General features: G+C 61.8%; 18 protein-coding genes, 1 tRNA gene and 2 pseudogenes. 9 read left to right on the top strand and 12 right to left on the bottom strand.

Going from position 1 to position 23119, the window contains the following annotated elements; all coding sequences use genetic code 11:
• Positions 1-163: 163 nt before the first annotated feature.
• The 4 genes and pseudogenes from MCBMB27_RS20405 to MCBMB27_RS29240 all read right to left on the bottom strand — a co-directional run.
• Entirely contained in the window at positions 164-2833 is a 2670-nt protein-coding gene (locus tag MCBMB27_RS20405) for a DEAD/DEAH box helicase (protein WP_075381156.1), read from the bottom strand.
• Positions 2830-4455, bottom strand: a complete 1626-nt coding sequence (locus MCBMB27_RS20400) for a site-specific DNA-methyltransferase (RefSeq protein ID WP_075381155.1) — start codon at positions 4453-4455, stop codon at positions 2830-2832. The genes MCBMB27_RS20405 and MCBMB27_RS20400 overlap by 4 nt, the downstream gene beginning before the upstream one ends.
• Complete coding sequence (locus MCBMB27_RS20395; protein ID WP_075382047.1) at positions 4452-6257, bottom strand: AIPR family protein; 1806 nt, start codon at positions 6255-6257, stop codon at positions 4452-4454. The genes MCBMB27_RS20400 and MCBMB27_RS20395 overlap by 4 nt, the downstream gene beginning before the upstream one ends.
• 241 nt (positions 6258-6498) lie before the next feature.
• Positions 6499-6774, bottom strand: a pseudogene (locus MCBMB27_RS29240) (IS66 family transposase); the annotation flags it as partial.
• On the opposite strand from MCBMB27_RS29240, the pseudogene MCBMB27_RS20390 reads away from it, so the two are divergent.
• A pseudogene (locus MCBMB27_RS20390) lies at positions 6768-7127 on the top strand (transposase); the annotation flags it as partial. The pseudogenes MCBMB27_RS29240 and MCBMB27_RS20390 overlap by 7 nt on opposite strands.
• Positions 7128-7848: 721 nt before the next feature.
• On the opposite strand, the gene MCBMB27_RS29735 reads toward MCBMB27_RS20390, so the two are convergent.
• Positions 7849-9840: a hypothetical protein gene (locus MCBMB27_RS29735; RefSeq protein ID WP_139231568.1), complete on the bottom strand. Its 1992-nt coding sequence runs from the start codon at positions 9838-9840 to the stop codon at positions 7849-7851.
• 456 nt (positions 9841-10296) lie between these two features.
• Between MCBMB27_RS29735 and MCBMB27_RS29730 the strand changes: the two genes are divergently transcribed.
• Together MCBMB27_RS29730 and MCBMB27_RS29725 are read left to right on the top strand one after the other, a co-directional pair.
• Complete coding sequence (locus tag MCBMB27_RS29730) at positions 10297-10491, top strand: hypothetical protein (protein WP_139231567.1); 195 nt, start codon at positions 10297-10299, stop codon at positions 10489-10491.
• 117 nt (positions 10492-10608) lie between these two features.
• Complete coding sequence (locus MCBMB27_RS29725) at positions 10609-11295, top strand: hypothetical protein (RefSeq protein ID WP_139231566.1); 687 nt, start codon at positions 10609-10611, stop codon at positions 11293-11295.
• A gap of 264 nt (positions 11296-11559) precedes the next feature.
• Here the strand turns inward: MCBMB27_RS29725 and MCBMB27_RS20375 are convergent, their stop codons facing one another.
• Entirely contained in the window at positions 11560-12429 is an 870-nt protein-coding gene (locus tag MCBMB27_RS20375) for a hypothetical protein (RefSeq protein ID WP_139231565.1), read from the bottom strand.
• 379 nt (positions 12430-12808) lie between these two features.
• On the opposite strand from MCBMB27_RS20375, the gene MCBMB27_RS29720 reads away from it, so the two are divergent.
• Positions 12809-13597: a hypothetical protein gene (locus MCBMB27_RS29720; protein ID WP_139231564.1), complete on the top strand. Its 789-nt coding sequence runs from the start codon at positions 12809-12811 to the stop codon at positions 13595-13597.
• Positions 13594-14952, top strand: a complete 1359-nt coding sequence (locus MCBMB27_RS29715) for a hypothetical protein (protein WP_139231563.1) — start codon at positions 13594-13596, stop codon at positions 14950-14952. The genes MCBMB27_RS29720 and MCBMB27_RS29715 overlap by 4 nt, the downstream gene beginning before the upstream one ends.
• Positions 14953-15397: 445 nt before the next feature.
• On the opposite strand, the gene MCBMB27_RS20370 is transcribed toward MCBMB27_RS29715, so the two are convergent.
• The 5 genes from MCBMB27_RS20370 to MCBMB27_RS20350 form a co-directional block, all read right to left on the bottom strand.
• Positions 15398-16477, bottom strand: coding sequence for an alpha/beta fold hydrolase (locus tag MCBMB27_RS20370; protein ID WP_075381152.1), 1080 nt, complete (start codon positions 16475-16477; stop codon positions 15398-15400).
• A gap of 279 nt (positions 16478-16756) precedes the next feature.
• Positions 16757-16846: transfer RNA gene (locus MCBMB27_RS20365), tRNA-Ser, on the bottom strand.
• 81 nt (positions 16847-16927) lie between these two features.
• Complete coding sequence (locus MCBMB27_RS20360) at positions 16928-18046, bottom strand: ATP-dependent DNA helicase (RefSeq protein ID WP_043379141.1); 1119 nt, start codon at positions 18044-18046, stop codon at positions 16928-16930.
• Positions 18043-18975 carry an oxygen-dependent coproporphyrinogen oxidase gene (hemF, locus tag MCBMB27_RS20355; protein ID WP_075381151.1) on the bottom strand — a complete coding sequence of 311 codons (933 nt, stop codon included), beginning with the start codon at positions 18973-18975 and terminating at the stop codon, positions 18043-18045. Before hemF ends, MCBMB27_RS20360 begins: the two co-directional genes overlap by 4 nt.
• A gap of 103 nt (positions 18976-19078) precedes the next feature.
• Entirely contained in the window at positions 19079-19492 is a 414-nt protein-coding gene (locus MCBMB27_RS20350; protein WP_043379135.1) for a PaaI family thioesterase, read from the bottom strand.
• 437 nt (positions 19493-19929) lie between these two features.
• Between MCBMB27_RS20350 and MCBMB27_RS20345 the strand changes: the two genes are divergently transcribed.
• Entirely contained in the window at positions 19930-20451 is a 522-nt protein-coding gene (locus MCBMB27_RS20345) for a Ros/MucR family transcriptional regulator (protein ID WP_075381150.1), read from the top strand.
• A gap of 61 nt (positions 20452-20512) precedes the next feature.
• Here the strand turns inward: MCBMB27_RS20345 and MCBMB27_RS20340 are convergent, their stop codons facing one another.
• Positions 20513-20692 (bottom strand): hypothetical protein, encoded by a 180-nt coding sequence (locus MCBMB27_RS20340; RefSeq protein ID WP_075381149.1) that lies wholly within the window; start codon positions 20690-20692, stop codon positions 20513-20515.
• 88 nt (positions 20693-20780) lie between these two features.
• Here MCBMB27_RS20340 and MCBMB27_RS20335 point away from each other — a divergent pair, with 88 nt between their 5' ends.
• The 3 genes from MCBMB27_RS20335 to MCBMB27_RS20325 all read left to right on the top strand — a co-directional run bounded on the left by MCBMB27_RS20335 (position 20781) and on the right by MCBMB27_RS20325 (position 23110).
• Positions 20781-21422 (top strand): GNAT family N-acetyltransferase, encoded by a 642-nt coding sequence (locus MCBMB27_RS20335; RefSeq protein WP_418287717.1) that lies wholly within the window; start codon positions 20781-20783, stop codon positions 21420-21422.
• Positions 21423-21492: 70 nt separating this feature from the next.
• Positions 21493-21849, top strand: a complete 357-nt coding sequence (locus MCBMB27_RS20330) for a hypothetical protein (protein WP_043355404.1) — start codon at positions 21493-21495, stop codon at positions 21847-21849.
• A gap of 130 nt (positions 21850-21979) precedes the next feature.
• Complete coding sequence (locus MCBMB27_RS20325; RefSeq protein WP_075381148.1) at positions 21980-23110, top strand: DUF2336 domain-containing protein; 1131 nt, start codon at positions 21980-21982, stop codon at positions 23108-23110.
• Positions 23111-23119 lie beyond the last annotated feature (9 nt).

The following is a 23119-nucleotide window of genomic DNA, read 5'->3' as shown; positions in this document are numbered from 1 at the left end:
GCCGACACTCAGTATGTCTGCTTCCGGGCTTCGTGCTTATCCGCTACCCGAGATAACCAGCGACGAGACTGTACTGCTGGCTGAGACCATCGGGCGCCGCCTCCCCAGATGGCATTCGGCAAACGTCACAAGCCCAAGCCGAAACGTCTGGGGGCAGCATTCGTCACAAGAAGGCTAGACGCTCCAGCGTCATGTTCTCGGCTATCGAGTCATCAGGAACGAGGACGTAGCTCCAAGGCTTGCCGCCGTGACGAACAGCGTACGCGCTCGCGTGTGCGCACCAGGTCTGCGCGACGTCGCGCTTTGTCATTACTTCAGGATCGGCAAGCTGATTGGAAGCCTTCGACTCCAGCATAAAGATCCGGTCTGCCACCTCGACCACGAAGTCGGGAACGTACTCGGGATGATCAGCGCCCCGGCGATAATAGATCTGGAACTGACCCTTCGCCGGTTTGAACCATTTCTCGCTGTCGCGGTCGAGTACGATTGCGAGCTTGCGTTCGGCGTTCGACTGGAACTTCAACGCCGGATAGAGGCATCGTCGGAAACCCCCGAACACGTACCGAGCGATGTTATTCAGGTCCGGCGGAGGTGCGCGGAAGTCGAGTGGCTCTTCGTCTGCGGCGGCGGTAAATGCGCTGTCGCGAAGCATCGTCCAACCCCGCTTGACGACGACTTCGTATCCCTCGTCGACGGCCTCCTCGTAATGGCCCTGCATCTGCCCGTGGATTAGGTTCGCCAGGAGTTCGTCGTTAGCACTCAGCACTTCAGCAACCTCCTCCTCCGGCAGATAGGTCCGCAGGTGCGCGACGAACTGCCCAGCGAGGTCGTAGAGCAGGTCGGCATGCTGGTCGTAGGCGATGTCCGGCTTGTCGATCAGCCGGCGCACGAGGTAATCTTCGAGCTGCTTCTCGTGCACCCGCGACTCGCTGCCGGGCAGGAGCGTCTCCGCCCGTCCGGTTCGTAGTTCTTGGAGCCACAGGGTCGTCCCACCGGGCTGCGGGCGGATGTTGGCAAGGTCTAGCGTGAACGGCCGGTAGCCGGATCTGACCTCGCCGCGCGGGGTCACCAAAATGCGTGGAATGTTGATCGTGCCCTGCACGACGAGCTCGGCCGTGCGTGCGACGACCGAGGCCACGTCCGGGTGTTCGCGGATGCCCCCGAGCTCAACCTGAGCGGGGCGGTATTGGCGCTCGACCTCGACGACGACGACTGCCTGGATGTCCGGCCTAAGGAGAGAGGCCGAGGTGGGAGCTCGGTCTGGCTGCGCTTCAAGTCGTCTGAACTCTGCCCAAGCGATCCGGGCTACGCGCCCCTCCTCAGCGTTGAACACGGCTTGGCCGCGCTCGCCGAAGCCGTCGCCACCAAGTGACGAAGGTATGACGTCAGTGGCCAGCCCGAGCTGGTCGGCGAGCCTGGGCCGGGACACGATAGTGGTCGTGCGACCGGAAAGAATGACATCGTCCAGCACCAACGAGCGCATACGGATGGGTGAATCCGGCCGGCTTGCCGAGTCCACGATCTCCTGGAAGCGGTCGTGAGCGACGATGTTCAACCGGTCCACCGCTGCGACGCCCGTCCGCGCCCCGTAGGGCAGGCGCAGGCCGCGCCCAATCGACTGCTCAATCAGCGTCCGAGCGTTAGCGGCGCGGAGCGGCACTATCGTGTAGAGATTCGTGACGTCCCAACCCTCTTTCAGCATGTTGACGTGGATCACGATCTCCGTCGGCTCCTCCGCCCGCTCTACGTTGAGCAGCGCCTGGACCGTCGCGTCCTCTTTTACGGAAGAATCGACCTGGATGACCCGCCCCGCGTAGCGTCCACTGAACAGTTCGCCTTCGATGTTTGCCTTGAGCTCGGCCGCGTGGGTTATGTCGCGCGCGATCACGAGCAGGAAGGGCTTGACCCGCGCCAGCCCCGATTGCCTCGCGTAGGTCTCAAGTTCGACTTTCACACTTTCGTGCAGCCGGATACCGTCCTCGAGCTTAAGACGCTGGATCGCCTCTGCACTCATGCCGGCCGGGTTGAAATCGCGTCGTGTCACGACGACCGGCTCCTTGACGAAGCCGTCGGCCATCGCACGCCCGAGCGGGTAATCGAGGATCACGTTTTTGAACGGGACTGGCCCCTTCGGGGTCTCGACGAAAGGCGTGGCGGTTAGCTCTAAGCCAACCACCGGCTTCAGCTCGTTCAGCGCGCGCCAGCCGGCCGAGGCGCGGTAGCGGTGGCTCTCGTCCATGATGAGCACGAGGTCGGGCTGGCCGGCCAGATAGTCAAAGTAGCTCTCGCCCAGCGTCTCCCGAAAGGAGCGCATCCGGAGCTGGCGCCCGCCGCGCACCTCCGAATTCAGCTTTGAGATATTGAATATGTTGATCTTGCAGCGACGGAGGGAGTCGAGCAGCGCGCCCCGGCTCTCGAAATTCTCGCCTGTCACGATCTCGGGCTCGTCCGTCACGAACTCGCTGATGCCCCTGAAAACGTACTTCGGCGTGTTCGGGGTAAAATCCGTGATAAGCTTCTGATAGATCGTGAGGTTCGGCGCCAGCACGAAGAAGTTCTGGATCCCGTGCGCCAGGTGTAGGTAGGCAATGAAGGCGCCAATCAACCTTGTTTTGCCCACACCGGTCGCGAGCGCGAAGCAGATACTTAGGAACTCGCGCTCGAAATCAGTCACGCTCGGGTACTCGGCCCGGATCGCAGCCAGCCCCGCCGCCCGATCGGCGCCGCGCCGCGGCGGGACGAGTTCGCAGACCCGGTCGAGGATCTCCAGTGACTGTCGCTGGGGCGCCCGTAGGCTCAGCCGCCCGGCGATCACGCCGACGTGGCGGTTCACTTCGTAGGCTCCGCGAACAGCGTCGCCTGCGCGGGCGCGTCTTGTCCTTTGGGCTCAGCCTCAGGCAGCGCCGCGACGGCAAGGCTGTAATCGTCCCGGCCCCATTCGCAGCGGTCGCGGACGTGGTCGGGAATCTTTCTAACCGTGAGGTTCGGCAGGCCCCGGGCATCGCCCCGGTAAGCCGCGCAGAGCACGAGAAGGGTGCGGTCGGGCCCGACCTCCTCCGAGAGGTCGCGGAGCTGCTCGTGAGTCAGCGTTTGGGTGGTGACGTACAGGAAGTCGCGCTCCGTCGAGCGACCCTGCATCCAGTACTCTGTCTCAGCTGGCGCGTAGGTGAAACCCTCGATCTTACAGAGCGCCTCTGCCAGCATGGCCGCGTTGTAGCACTTGGAGATCACCTCCCGACCCCACTTGTCGCGTTCCAGAAGCGACGGCGCCAAGCGGAAGAAGCGGAAGCCGCCGCCACCCTTCCATTGGGCCACTTCCGTGACCCCGCCCGGATCAGTCCCATCGACCACCTTGCACAACCGCGGAACGATGTGAGTCTGGGCATGCTCGCCCAGCTCCACCATAATCCACCGCCGCCCCATCTTGTGTGCCACGGCCCCCGTCGTGCCGGAGCCGGCGAAAGAGTCGAGGACGAGGTCCCCGGGGTTAGTGGCAAGGTCGAGCACTCGTTTCAGAAGCGCTTCTGGTTTTGGTGTGTCGAAAGACACGTCACCGGGGAATAGTGCCCGCAGCTCATTCTTTGATGTTCGATTGCTGCCAACGTCATTTTTTGACCAGAGCGTCCGCGGTACTAGGTCACCTACCTCGTTGAGGTAGCGTTTGATGCTTGGACGTGCGCTTCGGTTCGGTCCCCACCAGACACGGCCATCCTGATCTAGCTCTCTCAACCTTTCTTCGGAAACACGCCAATATCTCCCCGGAGGTGGAGAGAAGGTACGCCCTGTAGGTCCAACCATTTTGTACAAACCTTTCGAGTAAGGCTTGTTCGCGTACGGGTCGCCGGGCAGCCACGGTCCACGCGGATCGTCGTCGGGATTTGCATAAATTGCATTGGCCTCTTCGGTACGTGCAAGCCTCCGCGGAACCCATTCTGGTCCCTTTGCGTAAACGAGCACGTGGTCATGGTCGGTCGAGAATTGGCGAGCAGAGTTCCGAGGCGAGTCTGATTTCTCCCAGACCACATTTGTGACGAAGCAATCGCGCCCAAACACCTCATCAGCCATGACCTTGAAGTAATGCGCCTCGTTGTCGTCAAGTGTCACCCAGAGTGAGCCGTCCGGGGAAAGGAGACGGCGGATAAGCTCTAGGCGATCACGCATCATGGAGAGCCAGAGAGAGTGCTCCATTCCATCGTCGTAGTGTGCGAAGGCCGAGCCCGTATTGTAAGGAGGGTCGATGAAGACGCACTTCACCTGACCGGCGAACTCCGCCTCCAGCGCCTTCAGCGCCAGGAGGTTGTCACCCTGAATTAGCCGGTTGTCGAATACCTCCCGCTCGCCTCGGTGGTCCGCGTGGTGGGACAACTCCGGTTCTTCTAAAAGGATGCGAGGCTCCAGCCGTGGCCGCTTCTCCTTCCCGACCCAGGTCAGCTCTAACTTCTGCTTCTTCGTCACGTCAGGCCCCCGATTTGTGGAGCCTTGCTGGCGAGGTAATCGTACAGCTTCACCGGATAGAGCTCTCCCGGAACGGCGATGGAGACGTGTGGGAGCGCGGGGTCGCTGTGCAAGTTGTAATGATTAATCATCGCCTCACGAAGTACCGGGAGAGCTTCTCCGACATTACGGACAATGGCGAGCGGCCCCTTGTCCGCCTGCTGAAGTCGAGCGGATACCGCATTCCAGAGCGCCTGGCGTGCTTCATCGAATGGCTGAGACAAAGCCCCAGACAGTCTCGCAGGGTCAACGGCTGTTGCACCCGCGAGGGTGGATTCGATCCGCTTGCCGAGAACGAATCCAATCGCATAGTCGCCGTGCTTATAGGTCAGACGTTCGTAGCCCGTCCCAGCTGCGGCTTTTTCCTGGATGCGCATTTGCGCCTGCACGTACCGAAAGAAGCGTACGGCATTCAGCAAACGAAAGGCTGTCAATGACGGCGTGAAGAGCGACTTATAACTCGGACCCTCGACGAGCAGCAGCTGTCCCGGTTCTTTCTTCAAATAGACCACGAAACGCGGATCACGGGTGACGACGGCTAAAGCCTGCGCCGCCTCCTCAATTCGAACGCGGTTATAATCGGCCGCATCGCCGAGCGCCTCCGGCTTATATGCGTAGTGGACGCCTAAAAGGGCCAGCTCACGTCGTAGCCGCTCCTGCTCATCATCCAATGCAGCAAAATTCTGGCTGTAGACGGGATTCTGATGATTCCGTGCGCGCGTCACTCGTTTGCTGAAGTCATGATCCAGATCGGCCTGAATTACTGTGATCGGAACGTACGCATCCGCAATTGACGCGTTAGGTTGATCCTCTACAAAGCCTGCGGCAGACGCGACAGTCTGTGCCCCGTTGATGATCGATAGACCGGTCAGGTCCAATCGCTTGCCTCGGTGCGCATTGTTATTTTTAGGATCGATCCTCTCTGCCAGGATAGTCACACCATTATTAAGGTGCTCAAACTCTCTCGGGCGGTCTGCCAACGTCTGCCGGATCGCGGCATTAACATCAGTCTTGTGTCCAAGATGCTGGCGAATGTTTTTTGTATATAAAGCTTTTCCAAACTGCTTGTGCAGTGTCACTAGCCGATCGAGTGCGACGAAGCCGATGTACGTCTTGCGGCCCTCGTCGCGGTAACTGCTCGCTTTCAGGTGGACCGTTCCGTCCACGCGGGCATCGGCGCCGCTGTCGTGCAGATATATCGCAACCCTGTCCGCACCAAGCTCGGAGTAGTCCGAGCACAGGCGCTCTTCGTCGTTCTTTTCCTCAGCAATAAGTTGTTTAAGGGCGCCGTCGGCATGTGCACTCATGCCTGCACCGACATGGACGATGACCAGCTCGATTCGCGAGCAGTTTTCAACGGCATCTTCTATGGCTGTTTGTCGCCTCAGGACATGCTCATTGAATCCGGCAAAATCCTGGCGGATCAACTTCCGCACGCCCTGGCAAAACGCGTTGGCCTCCGTCTGCGTAAACTGTGAACCCGACTTTAATTTAGCCTGCACGAGATAAAGTGTTGTTGTCGATGCATGATAATGCATCGCGTCGATTCCATAGTCATCGTAGTCGTCAACAACGGATGCAGATGCCTCATCCGGGCTTACCTCGCATAGTGCGCTGATCACGAGAGCGGCGAGAGCCCTGGATCGGTTCTTGACCGTGTCGTCCGCGCCGCCCTTCGGCTGCAAAAGCGGGGCCAGATGCGGAACGAAGGTTGCGTCAAGCTTGGCGTTCAGCAAGGCAGTCTGCTGTGAGGACAGGCTCAACTCACTCTCCGACCCAGAATCCACGCTGAAGCGCCACCACTTCGGGTTGGCCCTCCCCTCCCTCCCTAGCCTGGACTGCATGAGAACCGCAACGCGCGGGAAGCCTCAACACACAGTGGGTGCCGCGAAGGCGTTCAACTGCGCCACCGACGGGACTTCGAGCCTGGTGACCCGGTCTGTGAGCATCAGCGGTCCGCCAGCGCTGTGGGGTAACTACCCACGCCCGTGCCAGCGGCGTTTGGGCGGGGACGGTGTTGAGGATTGTTACGAAGCGTCCGGCGCCGGTCAGGCGTGCAGTGTCGAGGACGGTGCGGATGGCGGCTTCTCCTTCGGCGGCCCACATGGCGCGGTAGCCGTTGGTGACCTTCCGCTGCACGATAGCCGGACGCAGGAGCCGCTCGAAGCCGTTGTTGGTCGGCTCGACCTAGCCTGGATAGGCGTGGAAGACCAGGAGCTGATCGCGGGCGAGTCTGATTTTGGCCTGCAGGTCGCCGGTCAGGTCACAGCGGCTCGGCGACGGCACTCGCCGCCTCGGTGAGCGAGCCCGAGCGCTTCCGCTCCGGTCGGCAGTTTGCGGCCTCTTTGGGACTGACACCGCTGCAGAACTGCAGCGGCGGCAAGGAGCGCCTGGGCCGGATCTCACGCATGGGCGACCGCTACCTGCGCCGGCTGCTCGTGGTCGGCATGACCTCTCTGATCCGGCGTGCGAAGGCGACGCCGACCTCGGTCGACCCGCGGCTGCCGGCGCTGCTGCAGCGCAAGCCGGTGCGCGTGGTGACCGTTGCGGCAGCTAATCGCACGGCGCGGGGCGCCTGGGCGATCATGACTCACGGCGGCAGCTACCGCGCACCGGCGGCCAGGGCTGCCTGACAGCACGGAGAAGACGACTTTCCAAGTTGCGAGGACGATAAGAGTTGATGGCGAACCGGTCAGACCGGGAGCCGGGACACCCCGCCCGATGTCCAGGGCGTCACAGCCCGCAAAGCAGAGTGGGACCCCGCTCGCGGATACCATCAGGGCCAGCGGTCAACATGAACGACCGCATCGTCAGGCCGGACACAAGACTGCACCCGACCAACGCGTCAGAAGCTCAATTCGCCACTTGCAATGCGGGAGCCATCCACACAGGACATGCGGATGGATCAATCGCTCAGCGACCGAAGGCGACGAGGTCAGCGTCGCCACGTTGAAGGATCGACTCGGCGCCGGCGCGGTCGAAGCTGCCAGCAGCAATGATGGTGTCCTTGTAGATGCGACGCAGGAAGGCTGAGGCGACCGGCTCCTGACCCTCACCGATCGTCTCGACGCCTTATACGCGCGGCTAGATGACATGCAGGCCGCCACGCCTCTCAACGATGCGTAGCAGGAGTGTTTTTTGCGACCTTTCCTTCCGATGTTCGCCAAGCCGGCACTGTCTCTTTCGAAAGGCCGGACTCTAAGTCCGAGTATAGAAAGATCTCAGTGGTATGTCAGCCTCACTCTAGCCGCCTGCCAGTTCCACGGCGTCGAAGCCGCAAGCGTTCGCCGAGGACGCCTAATGGGCAGTAGCTGTCGGCAGGTGCGAAAGGCGCGGCAGCGAGCGGCTGCGCAACTACCAGGGCGAGCGGATGTGGATGCCGGTCCGATCGCCGAGCCACCGGCCGGCCTTTTCGGCTTCGCGGGCTATGTTGCCGGGAGCCTCCTTGATGGTGTCGATCGGCTTCTCCCGCAGCTTGTTGATCTGGTCGACTGTCTGTTGTCCGACCCGGATGCCCGCCTTCACCGAGTCGTCGAGGAATTTCACGATATCATTGTGCGGACCGATCTCCGCATTATCGACCAAAAGAGCGAGTTCCTGCTCCGGCGCGCACGGCGACTCTTTCGATTGCTCATGCAGCGCGTCTGCAAGGGCGCTCCGATCGCTATCGAGGGGCCCGCCTGGCTGCGCATCGGAGCCGCTAATCGACAAACGAGCCCGGATCCTGAGTCCGTCATTTTCCATGACCACTGATGTGGGCGACCACCGGATCTCGACTGCCGGCTGCGGCAAACGCAGATCCTCCCGCTTTCCTGTCGCATTTGGCTGCGGCGCACCTAACGCGTAAACCCGCGACAGGCCGTCGATTAGTGGAACAGGTGCTTGACGACCGCCGCCGACGTTCCTTTTCATGCGCACGCCGATCCTGCCGACCTTGACCCAGCCGACATTCAACAGCGCGGCCTGACTGTAAATGTCCGCCGCAATTCGCACGCATGACAACTTCGGTTGCATGATGATGGCCGCTCCCTTCGGCGTTTCCTGTCTGCTGACAGCGATCTGCGACGAGAGAGTACCGCTGGTTGATCCTTCAATCGTCGTATCTCCTCCTACCCCGCCTCCGATTTTTCCGGTCGAGAGGTGATAATGGACTGCCGCTCGCACTGCAGCCTGAAGGCCGACACTCACGGTCAGACCCTTATCTGGAGACCAGCTCGGTTGGGCGAAATTCGCGCTGAGCGTGCCTGAGACAAACTCGGCGTGCTGTGGCGTGACCTTGACGCCAACGTTGCCGAGGAAGTCATCCTTTAGAACATTTCCCTCGGCGATCACGCCGTTGGCGCCCGTTGTGCTGATTGGGATATCGAACTGACGACCCGAAATCGTCCTCGCGGCATCCAGCAAAGGACGGACCGGCAACCGTACCTCGACGTCATCTCCCGCGGCGTTGAACGCGTCGAGACTAGCCTCCAGTTGATCGCGCTTCAGGTCTATCGCGCTGCGTGCGGCCGCCCGGTCGACCGGCAGTGGGTCTGGATTCCTGAAGGTTACCTTGGCGCCTCCGAGCAACCAAACGCCTGACGCCGTCACGAGTGGATAGGGCGCCTCGAACGAACCGTTAACGTCGGGGCCACCCAATTTAGCGTGGAGTTGATATCCGCCCTGAACGGGAAAGGCGAGGTGCTGGTCGACCGCCAAGTGTACCGGCAGCTTGAAGTCTGTTTTCAGCGGCGGCAGCGGAATCGCAAGCTGTTGGGCGAAGCGCTCGATAACGGTATGCGAGAGGACCTCCGAGGCAAGCTTGCCCGCCGTAACGTCGAAAAGATGCAGACCGGTAACCGGGGCAAGGCGCGCTGGGACAATTTTCAGCACAGCCGACGTGTCATCGGTGCCGATCGTCGGAAGAAACTCGGCGTCGACCGCAAACCGCACCGCCGCGTCACTCCACCACGTTGAACCTCCAGCGGGTCGGAACCTCACGGTTATTTCCAAGTGTGGACGAAGGCGCGATGCTTCGGTTTCGACGTTGAGGCTATCAAGGCGTGCGACGAAGGTGCCTGCTGGAAGCGCGCCGTCCCTGTCCGCCATTTGAGAGCTAAATTCCGTTCCCACAAGGAGGCCGGCTGCATCTCGAAGCGAGCCCGCCGGCAAGAACAGCCGCGTATCCCACGCCGCGGGCTGCGCCCCTGCCTGAAGAATGTCCTGTGTGTAACCGATCGCTTTCGCCTCCTCGTCCAGAGCCGCGTACTCCGCGACGCTGCGCAAGGACGAACGCCATGAAGCGATCGCTACACATGACAAGATAAGCAGAAACGCCAACAGGCTAGCCAAAGGACGCAGGCGCATGCCATCCTCCCTTCACGATGACGCGGTGTACGTTGTTACGACCGTGAGGTCGCGCACCAGTCCTTGGTTACAGTACCATCTTCTAAACGGGCCGTACAAATTAACGACCTGGATCGCGCCCGCGCTAGGGACTTTAAGGCTGAAGGTTGCGTCCAGAGAAAACGGCTGCGTGCCAAGGGTAGTTTTTATGCGATTTCCGGGCCAAGTATGCGGGACTGAGACTTTCATTTTGACATCAAATCCTATATTCCTAATTTCCAAATCAACTCGACTGCTGAGAGCGGGATTTGGTGCGCACCCCCAGATAACGGCAGAGCTATCAGTATGAAATAATTCTTCACCATTTGCAAAAGTGAGAGTCGTATTCGACAAAATGACAACGGGATTGTCGATGCCTTTTGATGCGCAATTGCCGCTCGGTAGTTTGATCGTCGCGACAATGGTAGGAACTTTGCGTTGCAAATCACCCAGTTCGGCGACCGCGTGGACGCGGAGGACTGGAGCAATTGTGTTACTCCTGTCTGCGCCAAAATGCATTTTCCGGGAATGGTTACGGATACGCCCGAGGCCGATTGGTTAGCGCTGAAATTGGGTACGAAAAATTCTGCGATCTATAATGCTGACGAAAAAAAAGATTTGGAACAAGCCTAAAGCCGCGGCAAAAAAAATCGAGACAAAACGTGCGTCGAGCATTTGACCATCTATCGCTGTTTATTTAATAACATTTGTTGCAAGTGATGATCGTGGTTGTTAAATTAGGGTCTGAACGTGGCCGCTGAACCCCCTTCACCGTCGAACGATGTCGAGGCATACCAGCGCTGTTTGCAGGAAGCAGATGCCCGTCTCGGAATATCCCGCTCTGCCTATTCCAGTGTTTGGTGGTTGTTCGCTCTTTGGAACGCATGCGCCGTTTTTAACGTGTGGTCCAGAACGCAGCAATGGGGCTTCGCTCTTCCGCTGGCGCCTGATTTTGAAAAATCCTCTACTGCGTACGCTGTAGCGTCAATTGGGAGCATCGGTGGAGCGATACTCCTATGTCTGCTGCTTCTCACATTAAATTATCACATTCAACAATGGGGGCGTTGTTCTAGCAAATGGACCGACAAGGTTCCACAAATTAGCTTTATCGCAGCTAGGCAAGGGCAGTTGATACCTCTGCTTCAGGCCGCAGGGCTTATTGTAGCGATCGTATTTCCTTTAGCGGGGCAATTGCATTTTGCTGATAAATTTCTTGCTGGTACGTCCGAGGTTATGACGGGCGGTCAACACGCTAGCGGATGGAAAGAGCATTTGCTAAAATATATTTCGCTCTCATCGGCATGTCGTGATTACAAATATGACGGCCAGAATAGTCTGGCGTATTGTGAATTCTATGAACCTTGGATTATTGTACTGTCGGCGTTATTGAGTTGGTGCCTTGCCGGGCGTTGTCTTTATTTTCTGATGAAGAAATGAATAATTTTGCACCTGACTGGTATTGTAGCAGGGCTTTGGTGAATCGGCTGAGGGGCAGCTCTCACTCAGTGCGCGGCATGAGCCTTGATCGGCGGGTAGCTTCCCGGCGTGTCACACGGCAGACATCGAAAGGGTCCGCTTGGGGTCGACACCGCACGGACTGTCACCGGAAACTGAATGTCTGCTACGGGGCGGTCAGCTGATGTCCGCTCATGTCACATTCCAGCCGCCGTGCAGACCAATACCGCTCGGTCGTCGGCCCGGTCAGCGAGGAGGCGAAGCTTTGCTTGAAGCAAGCCTCTCCAGGCCCTTCAAGCGCCGTCGCAGTCCCGCGATCTCAGCCCCTAGCAGGCCAGTGATGGCATAGCGGCGCTGTGCCTTTCGAGATCCGTCCGGCCGCCGCGTCGTAATCGTCACCTCGTGGATCAGCGTCCGTTGCCGTGCTTCGGCCTCCTCTCGACGAGCAGCAGCGATGGCGGTTGTCGCCCGGGGGACGGATGCCCGTCTCGCCACTGCGTTCTGCCGCGCCCAGGTATGCAGCCCTTCGCCCAGCGTAGCCGCCAACACCTGAACCCGACTCGGCAGCACCTTGGCGGCTTCGAGGTGCTGAATCGCTCGCACGTCCCGGCTGATGAGCTTGCGCGCCGCTAAGCGCTCAGCGGGCGTCTCGCCGCCGTAAGAGACGAACCGCTCGACGATGATGTGCAGGTCGTGGGTGGCGCGCGAGCGTTTGCGCCCGCTCAGCGTTTCAAGCTCGGCCATGATCGCCAAGCGCAGCGGGCTGGTGCCGATTCGGATGTAGGTCGCATAGGCCAGAGCTATGGCCTCAAGGTGCTGCGCGTCCGACGCCTTACGGATGTTCAGGCCGGTACGCTGCAGCCAACCTGCGCTGTCGAGCGGCTGAGACCCGGCACCCTTGACCTGATTCAGGAAGCGTTCGGCGTCGGCAGCCAAGGCGTCCCGGTTACCCACCTCCGCGCCAGTTCGACCTGCTTCGACGATCTTGGTTGCGAGATTAGCCGCATTTTGCTCATCAGGCGCTTTCGTCGGCTCGTTGCGACGCGGCGGCTGGTTTAAACGAGAGTGGGGTTGTGGTCGGTTAAACCGAAATGTCGGAACCGTGTCGTTGAACATGGCCTGAATCCATCCCGAGCAAACGGCCGCGCTTTGAATCAGCGCGACACTTCGTCGATATAAATTGGCAGCGCGCCGAACCGACTCACGAACTTGCTTGGTAAAATTTCGTATTCGAATGCGGTCCTGTGGTCACATCAAGGTCAATACGTGCTGAGATGCTCGTCACATTGACCCGATTTGACCTGAATGTGACTGAGGGCTTAAGACAAAATGTTGCGTCACGTCAGGGTATGCCACGAAGTGACAAGGTGGACCATGCTGTCATGCACTCGAAATTTGTGAACAAGAGGCATAACCCGAATGCTCCTAGTTTTAACTAAATTTGAGATGATGTAGATAGTCTTCGACCTTTTGCGCCATAAATCACGGATGAGCAATGTCGGAATTAATGGATTTCGTTAAGGAATTTACCGGCGAGGGAGGGTCGCTACCCTTGGTGCATACAACCGATAAATTCACGTTGCAACTCATCAAACAGTCACGGCAACTGAAAACTGACGATGACAAGGTCTATGAAGGCGAAAAACTGTTATATCTTTTTTATGGTCGTCCATCTTTCCGCCCCAACGCAGATGTTAAGCATACGTCCGCATCGTTTTTTGCGCCAGTTTGTCTGATCTTTGACCGCGATTTGCTATCCGATGCATACAGAATAATGCCATTCGATTCTGGCGCGCACGCCTCGGGATTGCTTCAGGAAACGATACACAGAAGAATGGAAAGAAAAAACTTTGAGCTTGAGGTACACCCAGACTCCCCAATGAAATTGATCAGGTGCTTCTATGGCGACGAGATGTCTTATCTTGAAAATACACCCCAACCTTCATCGCCAAAGATTGATCAAATACAAAACGAGCAAAAACATTACGTCGAGGCGTACTACCATCTAGTTCATCATAGATCAAATTCGGCCCAGGACGAACGCGTCAATGCCATCGAAATTCAATTTAATAAGGATGTTGATATTAACGGCAATCTGCGAGCCGTGATATTACCATCGCGCTTCTTCTCTAAAGAATTGGTTGCTGAGATCGAGGGAGAGTTTGGTGCAACTGCTATCCTCTATGATATGCCAGCAACTTACAAGCCTATCGAATTAATGAACACTATCTATGAAAAGGTACGAAATTTTGTTTTATCGAGCCGCAATGAGAAGCAGCCATGAGCGATGTTGGAGACAAAGCCATTCTTGCCCGCCTCATCGGCTATCTCGATGCTGACATGGATCCGCCTACATTTATAGTTCCTGTGTTCCGCGACTTAGACGATGACGCTGTGTTATTGCAGATCCCGAGCACGGATTTCAGGATTGAGTCATTTGAACAGTTACCGATTAATTGCAGCTTTAAGAAATTTGATGGCTCGACCAGAGCTCTTAGAAAAATTGGGGACGAGGCATTATATGGCTTCATTACAACTGATGGTGAAAAAATTGTAAGTGAAAGGGCGGCTTTCGAGACTTTGCTTCAGCAGCTTCTTGGAAGCGGCGCATTCGAAAGCGTTCCTGCCTTTGGGCTTAGTGTTGCAAAGATATTGAAGGATACATTTCAAGGTGAAAGATTGCTACATCGAATTTTCGATGAGCTTCCGGACAATACTGTCAAGTCAAAAAAATATTTCTTGGAAAATGATGTCGTAAGGGAGGCGTTATATAAGCGCATCCCAGTGGATCGACATCACATCGTGAGTCGTACTTCAATTAGTATTATAGGAAATAAAATCAACGTGACGCTTCCGCTTTCTGCTGCGGAGAGCGACAAACGGGAACTCGGACAACAAGTTGCAACCATTTTCCGCGATTTTACGAAAAGCAATTCAGTTGATCTAAGTTTTGAGGAGCCAACTTTCGAACTTGAGCGCTTGAATCTTGATGCAATTAATATTAGATCTGGAAGGTTTAGGTACAATACTGATATTTTTGACATGTCAGGCTGCGCAAAAAAGATTAATTTCCGAGAGTCTGTCGCCATCGTGCCACAAGCAGCTATAACTTATTACAATACGCCACTGAGCAAGACTGCTAGCGCGAATGCTCTAGTTTCGCATAATCTTCCGAAGAATTTTGTTTCAGAAACGACTGCGCGGAAGATTGTCGAATGCACCCCCGTATCTGTAATAAGCGCAATACTTTTTCGGCTTTGGTTGTTCGCCAACACGAAGTCAGCATTGTCATCCGATAGTTTTAAGATTCATATCTGCTGCTGGAGACCGAAAAGTGAGTTTTGGCAAAATTTTTTGATGTCCGAAAGGGGAAGTGATTTTTTTAATATTAAGTATGTCAGATCAGGGCGGCCCGTCCTTCCTATGTCAATGGTGTTGTTCCTTGTAAAATCAGGCGCTATGTCCAATGATGAGGCATTAGAAAATTTTGAGTTCTCTAGATCGGGCCACTTCAAACCATGGATGATCGACTGGAAAGCTCGATCTTCTTGGATAAACTTCTGCGATTATGATCATAAAATAGAGAAGTCGGCGCTAGCTTTGCAACTACTTGAGCGAAATAAAGGCATCTATTACTGAAGCGTCTGGCAGAAGGATCACAGGTTAAGTAGTCTCGCATGTAGGCTTGATGCGATGCATAAGACTGATCGATGCGCAATGGGAGTAGATCGCCGCGCTGCTACCGACGCAGAAGTCACGCACAGGCCGGCTTGCCCAACTCGACGGCGATGTGCTTGGTCATTCAGAACTCGACCGCCTTTCGTTCCGACCGAGCGAGCCGGTCCTTGTTGATGAAGCAACGCTTGTACTTGAGGCCGGCCATGGGGGATCCTGTTAGGTTGGTGCCCTGCGGTCTGGGAGGAACCTCGCGACGCACCTGATTGAACCGCGCAAAAGATGCGGGGAACCGCAGTAACACCCCGATTTATCTTGTATCTCAGGCCCTCGCTGAGAGTGGCCGATGAGGCAGCGGCTCAGTCGTGTGACCTACCTGGAGGCGACAGGGCGGAGGCTTTGCTTTCGATTAAATCCGGTGGCCCGCGTCATCTATCGAGCGGTGTAGGAAATCGAGGATCAGGTCGGTGGCAGCCTGCGCCTGCTCCTGTTGCGCCCAATGGCCAGCACTCTCCACGAAATGGCAGCCGTGAAACTGGGCGCAAGTCCGCGCGCCCCTCTGCTCCAGCGCACCGGGTGACTGAAGCGGACCCCAGTCGCTGCGTCCAGCTACGAAAATCGCTGGCACTTCGATTTGTCGTCCCGCAAAGCGACCAAGGTCGCGAGCGAGACTTCCATCCATGCGGCAGCGATAGCTCTGCAGCGGCCCCTGGAAGCCAGTCCGCGCGTACTCAGTCGCGTAGACGGCGAGTTCCCGGTCGGTGAGCCACGCGCAGCCGGCACCGCCCTCCTGCGCTTCGGGCGCCACCGTCGCGGGCATGCTTCGGCCGAGGTTCAAAATGTAGTAGGTTGGCATCTCGGCGAGCGCCTCGGCCGTCCAGCCGGCCAGCGAATGCGGCGTGTTGCCCGGCCAGTCGGCGCTCTTGTGATGGAAGTAGGCGCGCAGGAACGCGGCAACCTGCGTCGGGCTGCCGTCCATGTCGGGCGCCGCAGCCGGGGAGGCGAAGTAGTGGTGGTAGTGCTCGCGCGGGCGCGGCAGATCGGCCAGTGCGGCGTGGATCGAATCCTGCGCGGGCAGCCGCAGGCTGTCCGCTAGGGTGTCGAGGTTGGGCGCCCCCGCGAACGGTGCGCTCATCAGGACGATCGACCCGAACACGTCGGGCCGGGCCAGGGTGCAGTAGCCCGCCACCCACGAACCGAAGTCGTGCCCGATTACCGCCGCAACCCGCTCGCGTCCCAGCGCGGCGAGCAAGCAGAGCAAGTCGAGGAGCAGGTTGTGCATGCGGAAAGGCGCGAGGTCGGCTTCGTAGGCGACTGGCCCCGCCGCAGTGCGCCCATAGCCGCGCAGATCCGGGGCGACGACGTGGTAGCCGGCCCTGGCGAGGGCGGGCATCACCTTGCGCCAGGAATAGGCCAGCTCCGGGAAGCCATGCAGCAGCAGGAGGCAGGGTCGGCTCGGATCCTCGTGCCCGGCCTCCAGCAGATGCATTCACAGGCCGTTAACGCCCTCGACGAAGCGCGCGCGGATGCCCACGGGGAGAACGGCAGAGTCGAGCGGCGGCAGGTTCGGTGCGTTCATTTCCAACCCTACTGCACGCCGTCTGCCCCTATCGAGGCGGGACGTCAGCCCTTGCGCGCGCGAGGCCATTGTCCGTCAACGGCCGAAATAAGCCAGCACAAGCCGATTCAAAATGTGGGTTGTAAAGTGGGGTCGCGGCCTTGGTAAGGTCGATTTTTTTAATCAAAACAATGGTTTATAGCATTTAAGTGGCGGAGAGGGGGGGATTCGAACCCCCGATGCCCTTGCAGGCATGCCGCATTTCGAGTGCGGTGCATTCAACCGCTCTGCCACCTCTCCGCAAGGTGCCTCGATGAGACCGGGGGTGCCTAGCACGCGCGGCGCAGCTTCACAAGCGAGACGTCGCCCGCCTGCGCCGGATCAGACCACCACCGTGATCGCCTGCGCGGCGCGGGTCAGGCCGGTGTAGAGCCAGCGCGCCCGGTGCTCGCGGAACGCGTAGGATTCGTCGAACAACGTCACCCGGTCCCATTGCGATCCCTGGGCCTTGTGCACCGTCAGCGCGTAGCCGTAGGTGAATTCGTCCGTCTCGCGCCGCAGGAACAGCGGGATCTCCTCGTCCGAGCCGGTGATCATCGCCCGCAGCACCTTGATGTCGGTGGGCTTCCGGCGCAGGGCCGGGTCGTCCTCCGGCACCACGTCGAGCCGGATCAGATCCGGCCGCGGCGGTGCGCGCAGCGCCTGGACCGTCCAGGTCGAGCCGTTGAGCAGGCCCTTCACCCGATCGTTGCGCAGGCAGACCAGCTTCTCGCCGATCGCCGGCATCGGATCCGTGTGGCCGGCGAGTTCCCGGAGCCGGGCATTGTAGAGGCGGCGCGTCTTGTTGAGGCCGACCAGCACCTGGTCGCATTCGAGCACCTCGGCCGGATCCAGGGTGCGGCGCGATACGACCCGGCTCTGCCCATAGCTGCCGAGTTCCAGCCGGCCGCCCTCGCGGATCGTCATCGCCATCCGGACGATCGGGTCATCCTTGGCCTGCCGATGCACCTCGGTGAGCATCACGTCGGGCTCCGCCTCGGTGAAGAAGCCGCCGCCGCGCACCGGCGGCAGCTGCGCCGGATCGCCCAGGACCAGCACCGGCCGCTCGAAGGACAGAAGATCGTTGCCGAGATCGGAATCCACCATCGAGCACTCGTCGATGATGATCAGATCCGCCTTGGCGGCCGGCCCCGAGCGGTTCAGCGTGAAGGTCGGCCCGCCCTCCTCCGCCTCCTTGGTGCGGTAGATCAGCGAGTGGATCGTAGCGGCGTCGTAGCAGCCCTTCTGGCGCATCACCGAGGCCGCCTTGCCGGTGAAGGCCCCGTAGACCACCGTGCCGTCGACATCCTCGGCGATCCGGCGGGCGAGCGTGGTCTTGCCGGTGCCGGCATAGCCGAAGAGCCGGAACACCTGGGATCCCCCGTCCCGCCGCCACGCGGCGATCGCCTTCAGCGCCGCGTCCTGCTGCGGGGCGTAGGCGGCCGGCAGCCCCGCACTCACGGCCAGCGCACGGTCGGCGGCATCGAGGAGAGGATCGAGGCGACGTTGCCGCCGGTCTTCAGGCCGAAGATCGTGCCCCGGTCGTAGAGCAGGTTGAACTCGACGTAGCGGCCGCGCCGCACCTGCTGCTCGTGGCGGTCCGCCTCGGTCCAGGGCGTGGTGACGTTGTCGCGCACGATCTTCGGATAGGCCTCCAGGAAGGCCTGTCCGACGTCGCGGGTATAGGAGAGGTCGGCCTGCGGATCGCCGCTCCAGAGATAATCGTAGAAGATCCCGCCGATGCCGCGCGGCTCGTTCCGATGCTTGAGGTGGAAATACTCGTCGCACCACGCCTTGTAGCGGGCGTGATCGATGCCGTGCGCCGTGCAGGCCCGCGCCAGGCAGGCGTGGAAATGGCGGCTGTCCGGATCGTCTTGATTGCGGCGCCGGTCGAGCACCGGCGTCAGATCGGCCCCGCCGCCGAACCACGCCCGCGTCGTCGCGACGAACCGGGTGTTCATGTGAACCGTCGGCACGTGCGGATTCCACGGATGGGCGATCAGCGAGATGCCGGTGGCGAAGAAGCGCGGATCCTCGGCGGCGCCGGGCATCTGGGCCCGGAATTCCGGCGCGAACTCGCCATGCACCGTCGAGATGTGCACCCCCGCCTTCTCGAAGACGCGGCCGCGCAGCATCGCCATGACGCCGCCGCCGCCGGGCCGGCCGGTATGGTCGGTCCGGTTCCACGGGGTCTTCTCGAAGGTTCCGGGGCCCTCGGGCGCATCGGGATGGAACGGGCCCGTCGCCTCCGCCTCGATGGCCTCCAAGGCCGCGAGGATGCGATCGCGCAGCGTCTCGAACCACGCCGCGGCCTCGGACTTCATGGCCGCCACGTCGGCCTCTGAGGGAGGCGCAGCCAGGGCTGCGCGCGCGTCATCCGGCATCGTCATGACACAGGCTTTTCCACCGTGCCGGGCGCACGTCAATGCGGGCGCGGCCTGCCGTGACCGCGCAGGCGTCCGGAGCCGAACCCGCCGCGGCGGCGCGGGCGGCCTACGCCGGGCCCGGCCGCTCGCCGACGGGCTTGAGCAGCCCCGTGGCCGTCGCCACCAGATCCCCCGCCGCATCCCGGATCTCGGCCTCGCAGAAGATCACCGACCGCCCCGCCCGGGTCACCCGCCCCTCGGCGATCAGGACACCGCGCCCGGGGGCGAGGAAGCGGGTCTGCATGTCGAGGGTCACCACGGGGCGCCCCGCCTGCAGCCGGGCCGCCGTCCCGAGGGCGACGTCGAGCAACGTGCAGAGCGCGCCGCCATGGGCGATGCCGAGATTGTTGGCGTGCTCCGGCTGCAGGGCTAGGCGCAGGCGCGTCCGGCCGGCGCGCACGTCGAGGGCCTCGATGCCGCAATGATCCACGAACGGGATGGTGGCGCCGAAGACGGTGCCCGGTTCCGATTGCTGGTCCACGTCGATCGCCCCGGATCCCGTCTCACCCGGACGTTTATGGCCCAGATGCGCCCGAGGCCAGGACCGGCCCCGCGCAGATCACGTGACAGTCCGGCCGAAACGTTCATCCCGCGTCGACGCGCTGACGGGACATCGCGGCGGGCCGCCGCGTGAAGTTCCGGGCGTCTCATCAGACCCGAAACGGATCTTCGCAGAGGAAGCCCGCCGCTAGATCGCGACAGAAGGCATAATCGGCGCCCGTCCGCAGGCCGCGGCCACATCCAACCTCGCCTCCGGCATGTCGGTTTGCTCGACCAACGATTTCAGCTCGACCCACGGCTTCAACAATATGCGTGTTCATGACCGGGGCATTGTGTAGGGAAATGCTCGACGACGACTTGATTTTGCTGCACAGACGTTAGAACCGTCTCACCACGGTCGGATAGAGGGAATCATCGATGGACGACACCGCCACTGAGCAGCAGCAGACCTTTATCGAGCAGGCGTCGGACATCGTCTCGGCGTATGTCTCGAACAATTCGGTGCCCATCAGCGAGTTGCCCGGTCTGCTCGCCGGCGTTCACGCCGCGCTGACGAAGCTTTCGGCCCCCGCGGCGACCGTGACCGAGACGGCCGACAAGCCGACGCCGGCCCAGATCCGCAAGTCGGTGACGCCGGACGCGCTGATCTCGTTCATCGACGGCAAGCCGTACAAGACGCTGAAGCGCCATCTGTCGCGCAACGGCCTGACGATCGAGCAGTATCGCGAGCGCTTCGGCCTGCCGCGCGACTACCCGTCGACGGCCGCGAGCTACTCGGCCCAGCGTTCGGAACTCGCCCGCAGCCTCGGCCTCGGCCAGCAGCGCCGCAAGTCCGCTGCGCCGGCGCCGGCGCCGGCGCCGGCGCCGGAGCCCGTCGCGGAGGTGGCCGAGAAGCCCAAGCGCGCGAGCCGCCCCCGCAAGGCCAAAGAAACGGCCTGAGTCCGGCCCCTCGGCCGGGCCCCTGGATCCCGGCCGGCCCGCAGCCCGCGTGCCGGCCGGATCACGCGAAGTCGGCGAGATCGTCGGCCACGTCGCCCGCGGCGACGTCCGTCTCGGCCTTGTGCCGCTCGACCGCCTCGGCCTCTTCGGCCGTCCCGGGTCGCGGCACCGGCCGCTCGGTCTCCGGATGCGCCTTGCCGGCCGTCTCATCGGGGGATTGATCCGTCACCCGACCCGCCATGCTGCGCGCTCCCCGAACTTGAACGGGTAAGCAAAGCGCCAAAGCCCGTGCGTGTTCCGCCCCGCGAACACTCCCGCGAACACTGCGGGTGACCCCGCCGAAGCCCGGTCCGGCGCTCGTTCGCCTTCCTGAAGACGCTTCCCAGATCCCGTCGAAGGACGAGGCCGAGGGCCGCGACGGCACCGGCCTCGACGCGGCCCGTGCGGGCTGCGGGACGGATCGCGATGCGCCGCGTTGCACGTCCGGGCCGGCCGATCAGGAGCGGAATTTGGGCACTCGCTACGGGCTGGAGATCCGCGCTGCCGCGAGTTCCGACGCCGCCGGGCTCGCGGCCCTGTTGGGTGATGCGGGGATCGCGGTCGGCGCCGCGGACCTCGCGACCCGGCTCGACGCCCTGCAACAGGACGGCGGCACCGCCCTCGTCGCCGTGGAATGGGGACCGCCGAGCGGCCTCATCACCGTGTCCCCCGTCCGGACCCTCGAGGCGCCGCGGCCCTTCGGCCTGATCACCAGCCTCGCGGTCGCGATCGAATCCCGCCGCCGGGGCATCGGCCGGGTGCTGCTGAAGGCGGCCGGCCGGGCGGCGCGACAGGCGGGCTGCGACCGGCTGCTCCTGGCCGCGGCGCCGGACCAGGAGGCCCTGCGCGCCTTCTGCAGGGCGGCCGGCTTCACCGATGCGGGGCAAATGCTCGCGCGGCCGCTGCTGAAGCGCGGCGCCGGAGAGGCCTGAAAGCCGCGACATCCTGGCCGCAGCCGACCGGGCCCATCGGGCGTTGTGACCGGAGACTGGAGTCCCCCCGATGACGCTGCGATCCGAGACCCCGCCGCCCCCTGCGAACCTGCCCTGCGATCCGCCACCGGATTCCGACGCGCCGACCGCCGCGCAGCTCAAGGGTGACATCGACAGCGGCCGCACCGCCGACAAGACCCCGCACATGGATATCGGCGCGGCCCCGCTCGGGACCTGCGAGGAGGCCGGCGGGACGCCGCCGACGCCCCAGGAGGTCCGGATCGCCCGGCAGAACGAGCGGGCCCCCTCGGAGCGGGCGGCGAAGGGCTACGTGCACCAGCGGCAGCCCTGGGTCCTGCCGCTCTATGTCGGCATCATCGTCGCGGCGGCCGTGGGGCTCGGCCTCGTTCTCTGGCTGACGCGCTGAGGCCGAAGCGGGGCCGGGCGCGGGCCACCATGATGCAGGACGGCACGGTCGCGGCGGAGGCGGTTTAAAGGTCGATTCACGTCGATGCGGTTAGCGTGACCTTACTGCAGTCTTGCGTAACCGATCCTCCATGCCCCCATCCGTCGATGCTCCGCCGGACCTGTCCGGGCTCCTCGAACTCTCACGCATCGAGAATCTCGATCTCAAGCCGGTGATCCTCCGGGTTCAGACCGACCTGTTCGTCCGGGCGGCGGCCCGGGACAGGACCGAGATCGAGATCTTCGAATCGCTCGCCTGCGGCCTGATCCCCACGGTGGATGAGGAGACCGCCCGGGTGGTGGCCCGCAAGCTGGCCCCCTGCCCCGAGACGCCGCCGGCGGTGCTGGAGGCGCTCGCGCTGCGCGGCGGCGAGGCCCGCGACGCGGTGGTGGAACTGGCCCCGACCCTGAGCCATCGCCTGATCGAGGCGGCCCTGGCCGAGGGATCGGATATCGCCGCCCGCATCGCCGCCCGGGCCGGGTTGAGCCGCGAGGCGGTGGACGAGCTCTCCCGCGAGGGCCGCCCCGAGATCGACCGCGCGCTGGCCGCCAATCTCGGCCACACCCTGCGGGGGGCAGCCCTGGCGCGGCTCGTGAACCGCGGCCGCGGCGCCCCCGACCTCGCCCGGCTTCTCCTGGTCCGGCCCGACGTCTCGACCGCCGACCTCGTGCCCCTGTACCTGCACGCCGATCCGATCCGCCGCACGGTGATCGGCCGGGCCGTCGAGGCGACCGCCGCCCTGCGCCCCTGCCCGCCGGCGCCCCGCGGCCTCGGCGAGACCCTGACCGGCCTGTCCGCCGCCCGCGACGTGCCGGCCTTCATGGCGGCCCTGGCCGACGGCCTCGGCCTGCCGCGCGATTTCCTGACCGTGGTCGCCGACGCCAGCGCCCGCTACGACCTCCTGACCCTGGGTCTGCGGGCTGCCGGCCTGCACGAGGAGGAGGCGGTCTACATCTTCCTGACCCTCAACCAAGGTGTCGCGCGCTCGGCCGAGCGGGTGGCCGACCTCGTCCGGCTGTTCCGCACCGTGAGCCGGCCGGCCTCCCGGGACCTGATCGCCGCGATCCTCGACCGGCCCCTCGCCGAACGCGGGCGCGGCGAGGCCCATCAGCCGCTGCACGGCCCGGAGGCGAAGCTGCGCCAGGGCGCAGAGCGCGTCGCCGCGCAGCGCCCCTCCCTGCCGGTGCGCGCTCGGGCGGCGGGCGGCGGGGAGCCGGCCTGACGGGCCGGA

The sequence above is a fragment of the Methylobacterium phyllosphaerae genome (assembly GCF_001936175.1).
GTDB classification, from domain to species: domain Bacteria; phylum Pseudomonadota; class Alphaproteobacteria; order Rhizobiales; family Beijerinckiaceae; genus Methylobacterium; species Methylobacterium fujisawaense.
This window is presented reverse-complemented; position numbering and strand designations above follow the sequence as displayed.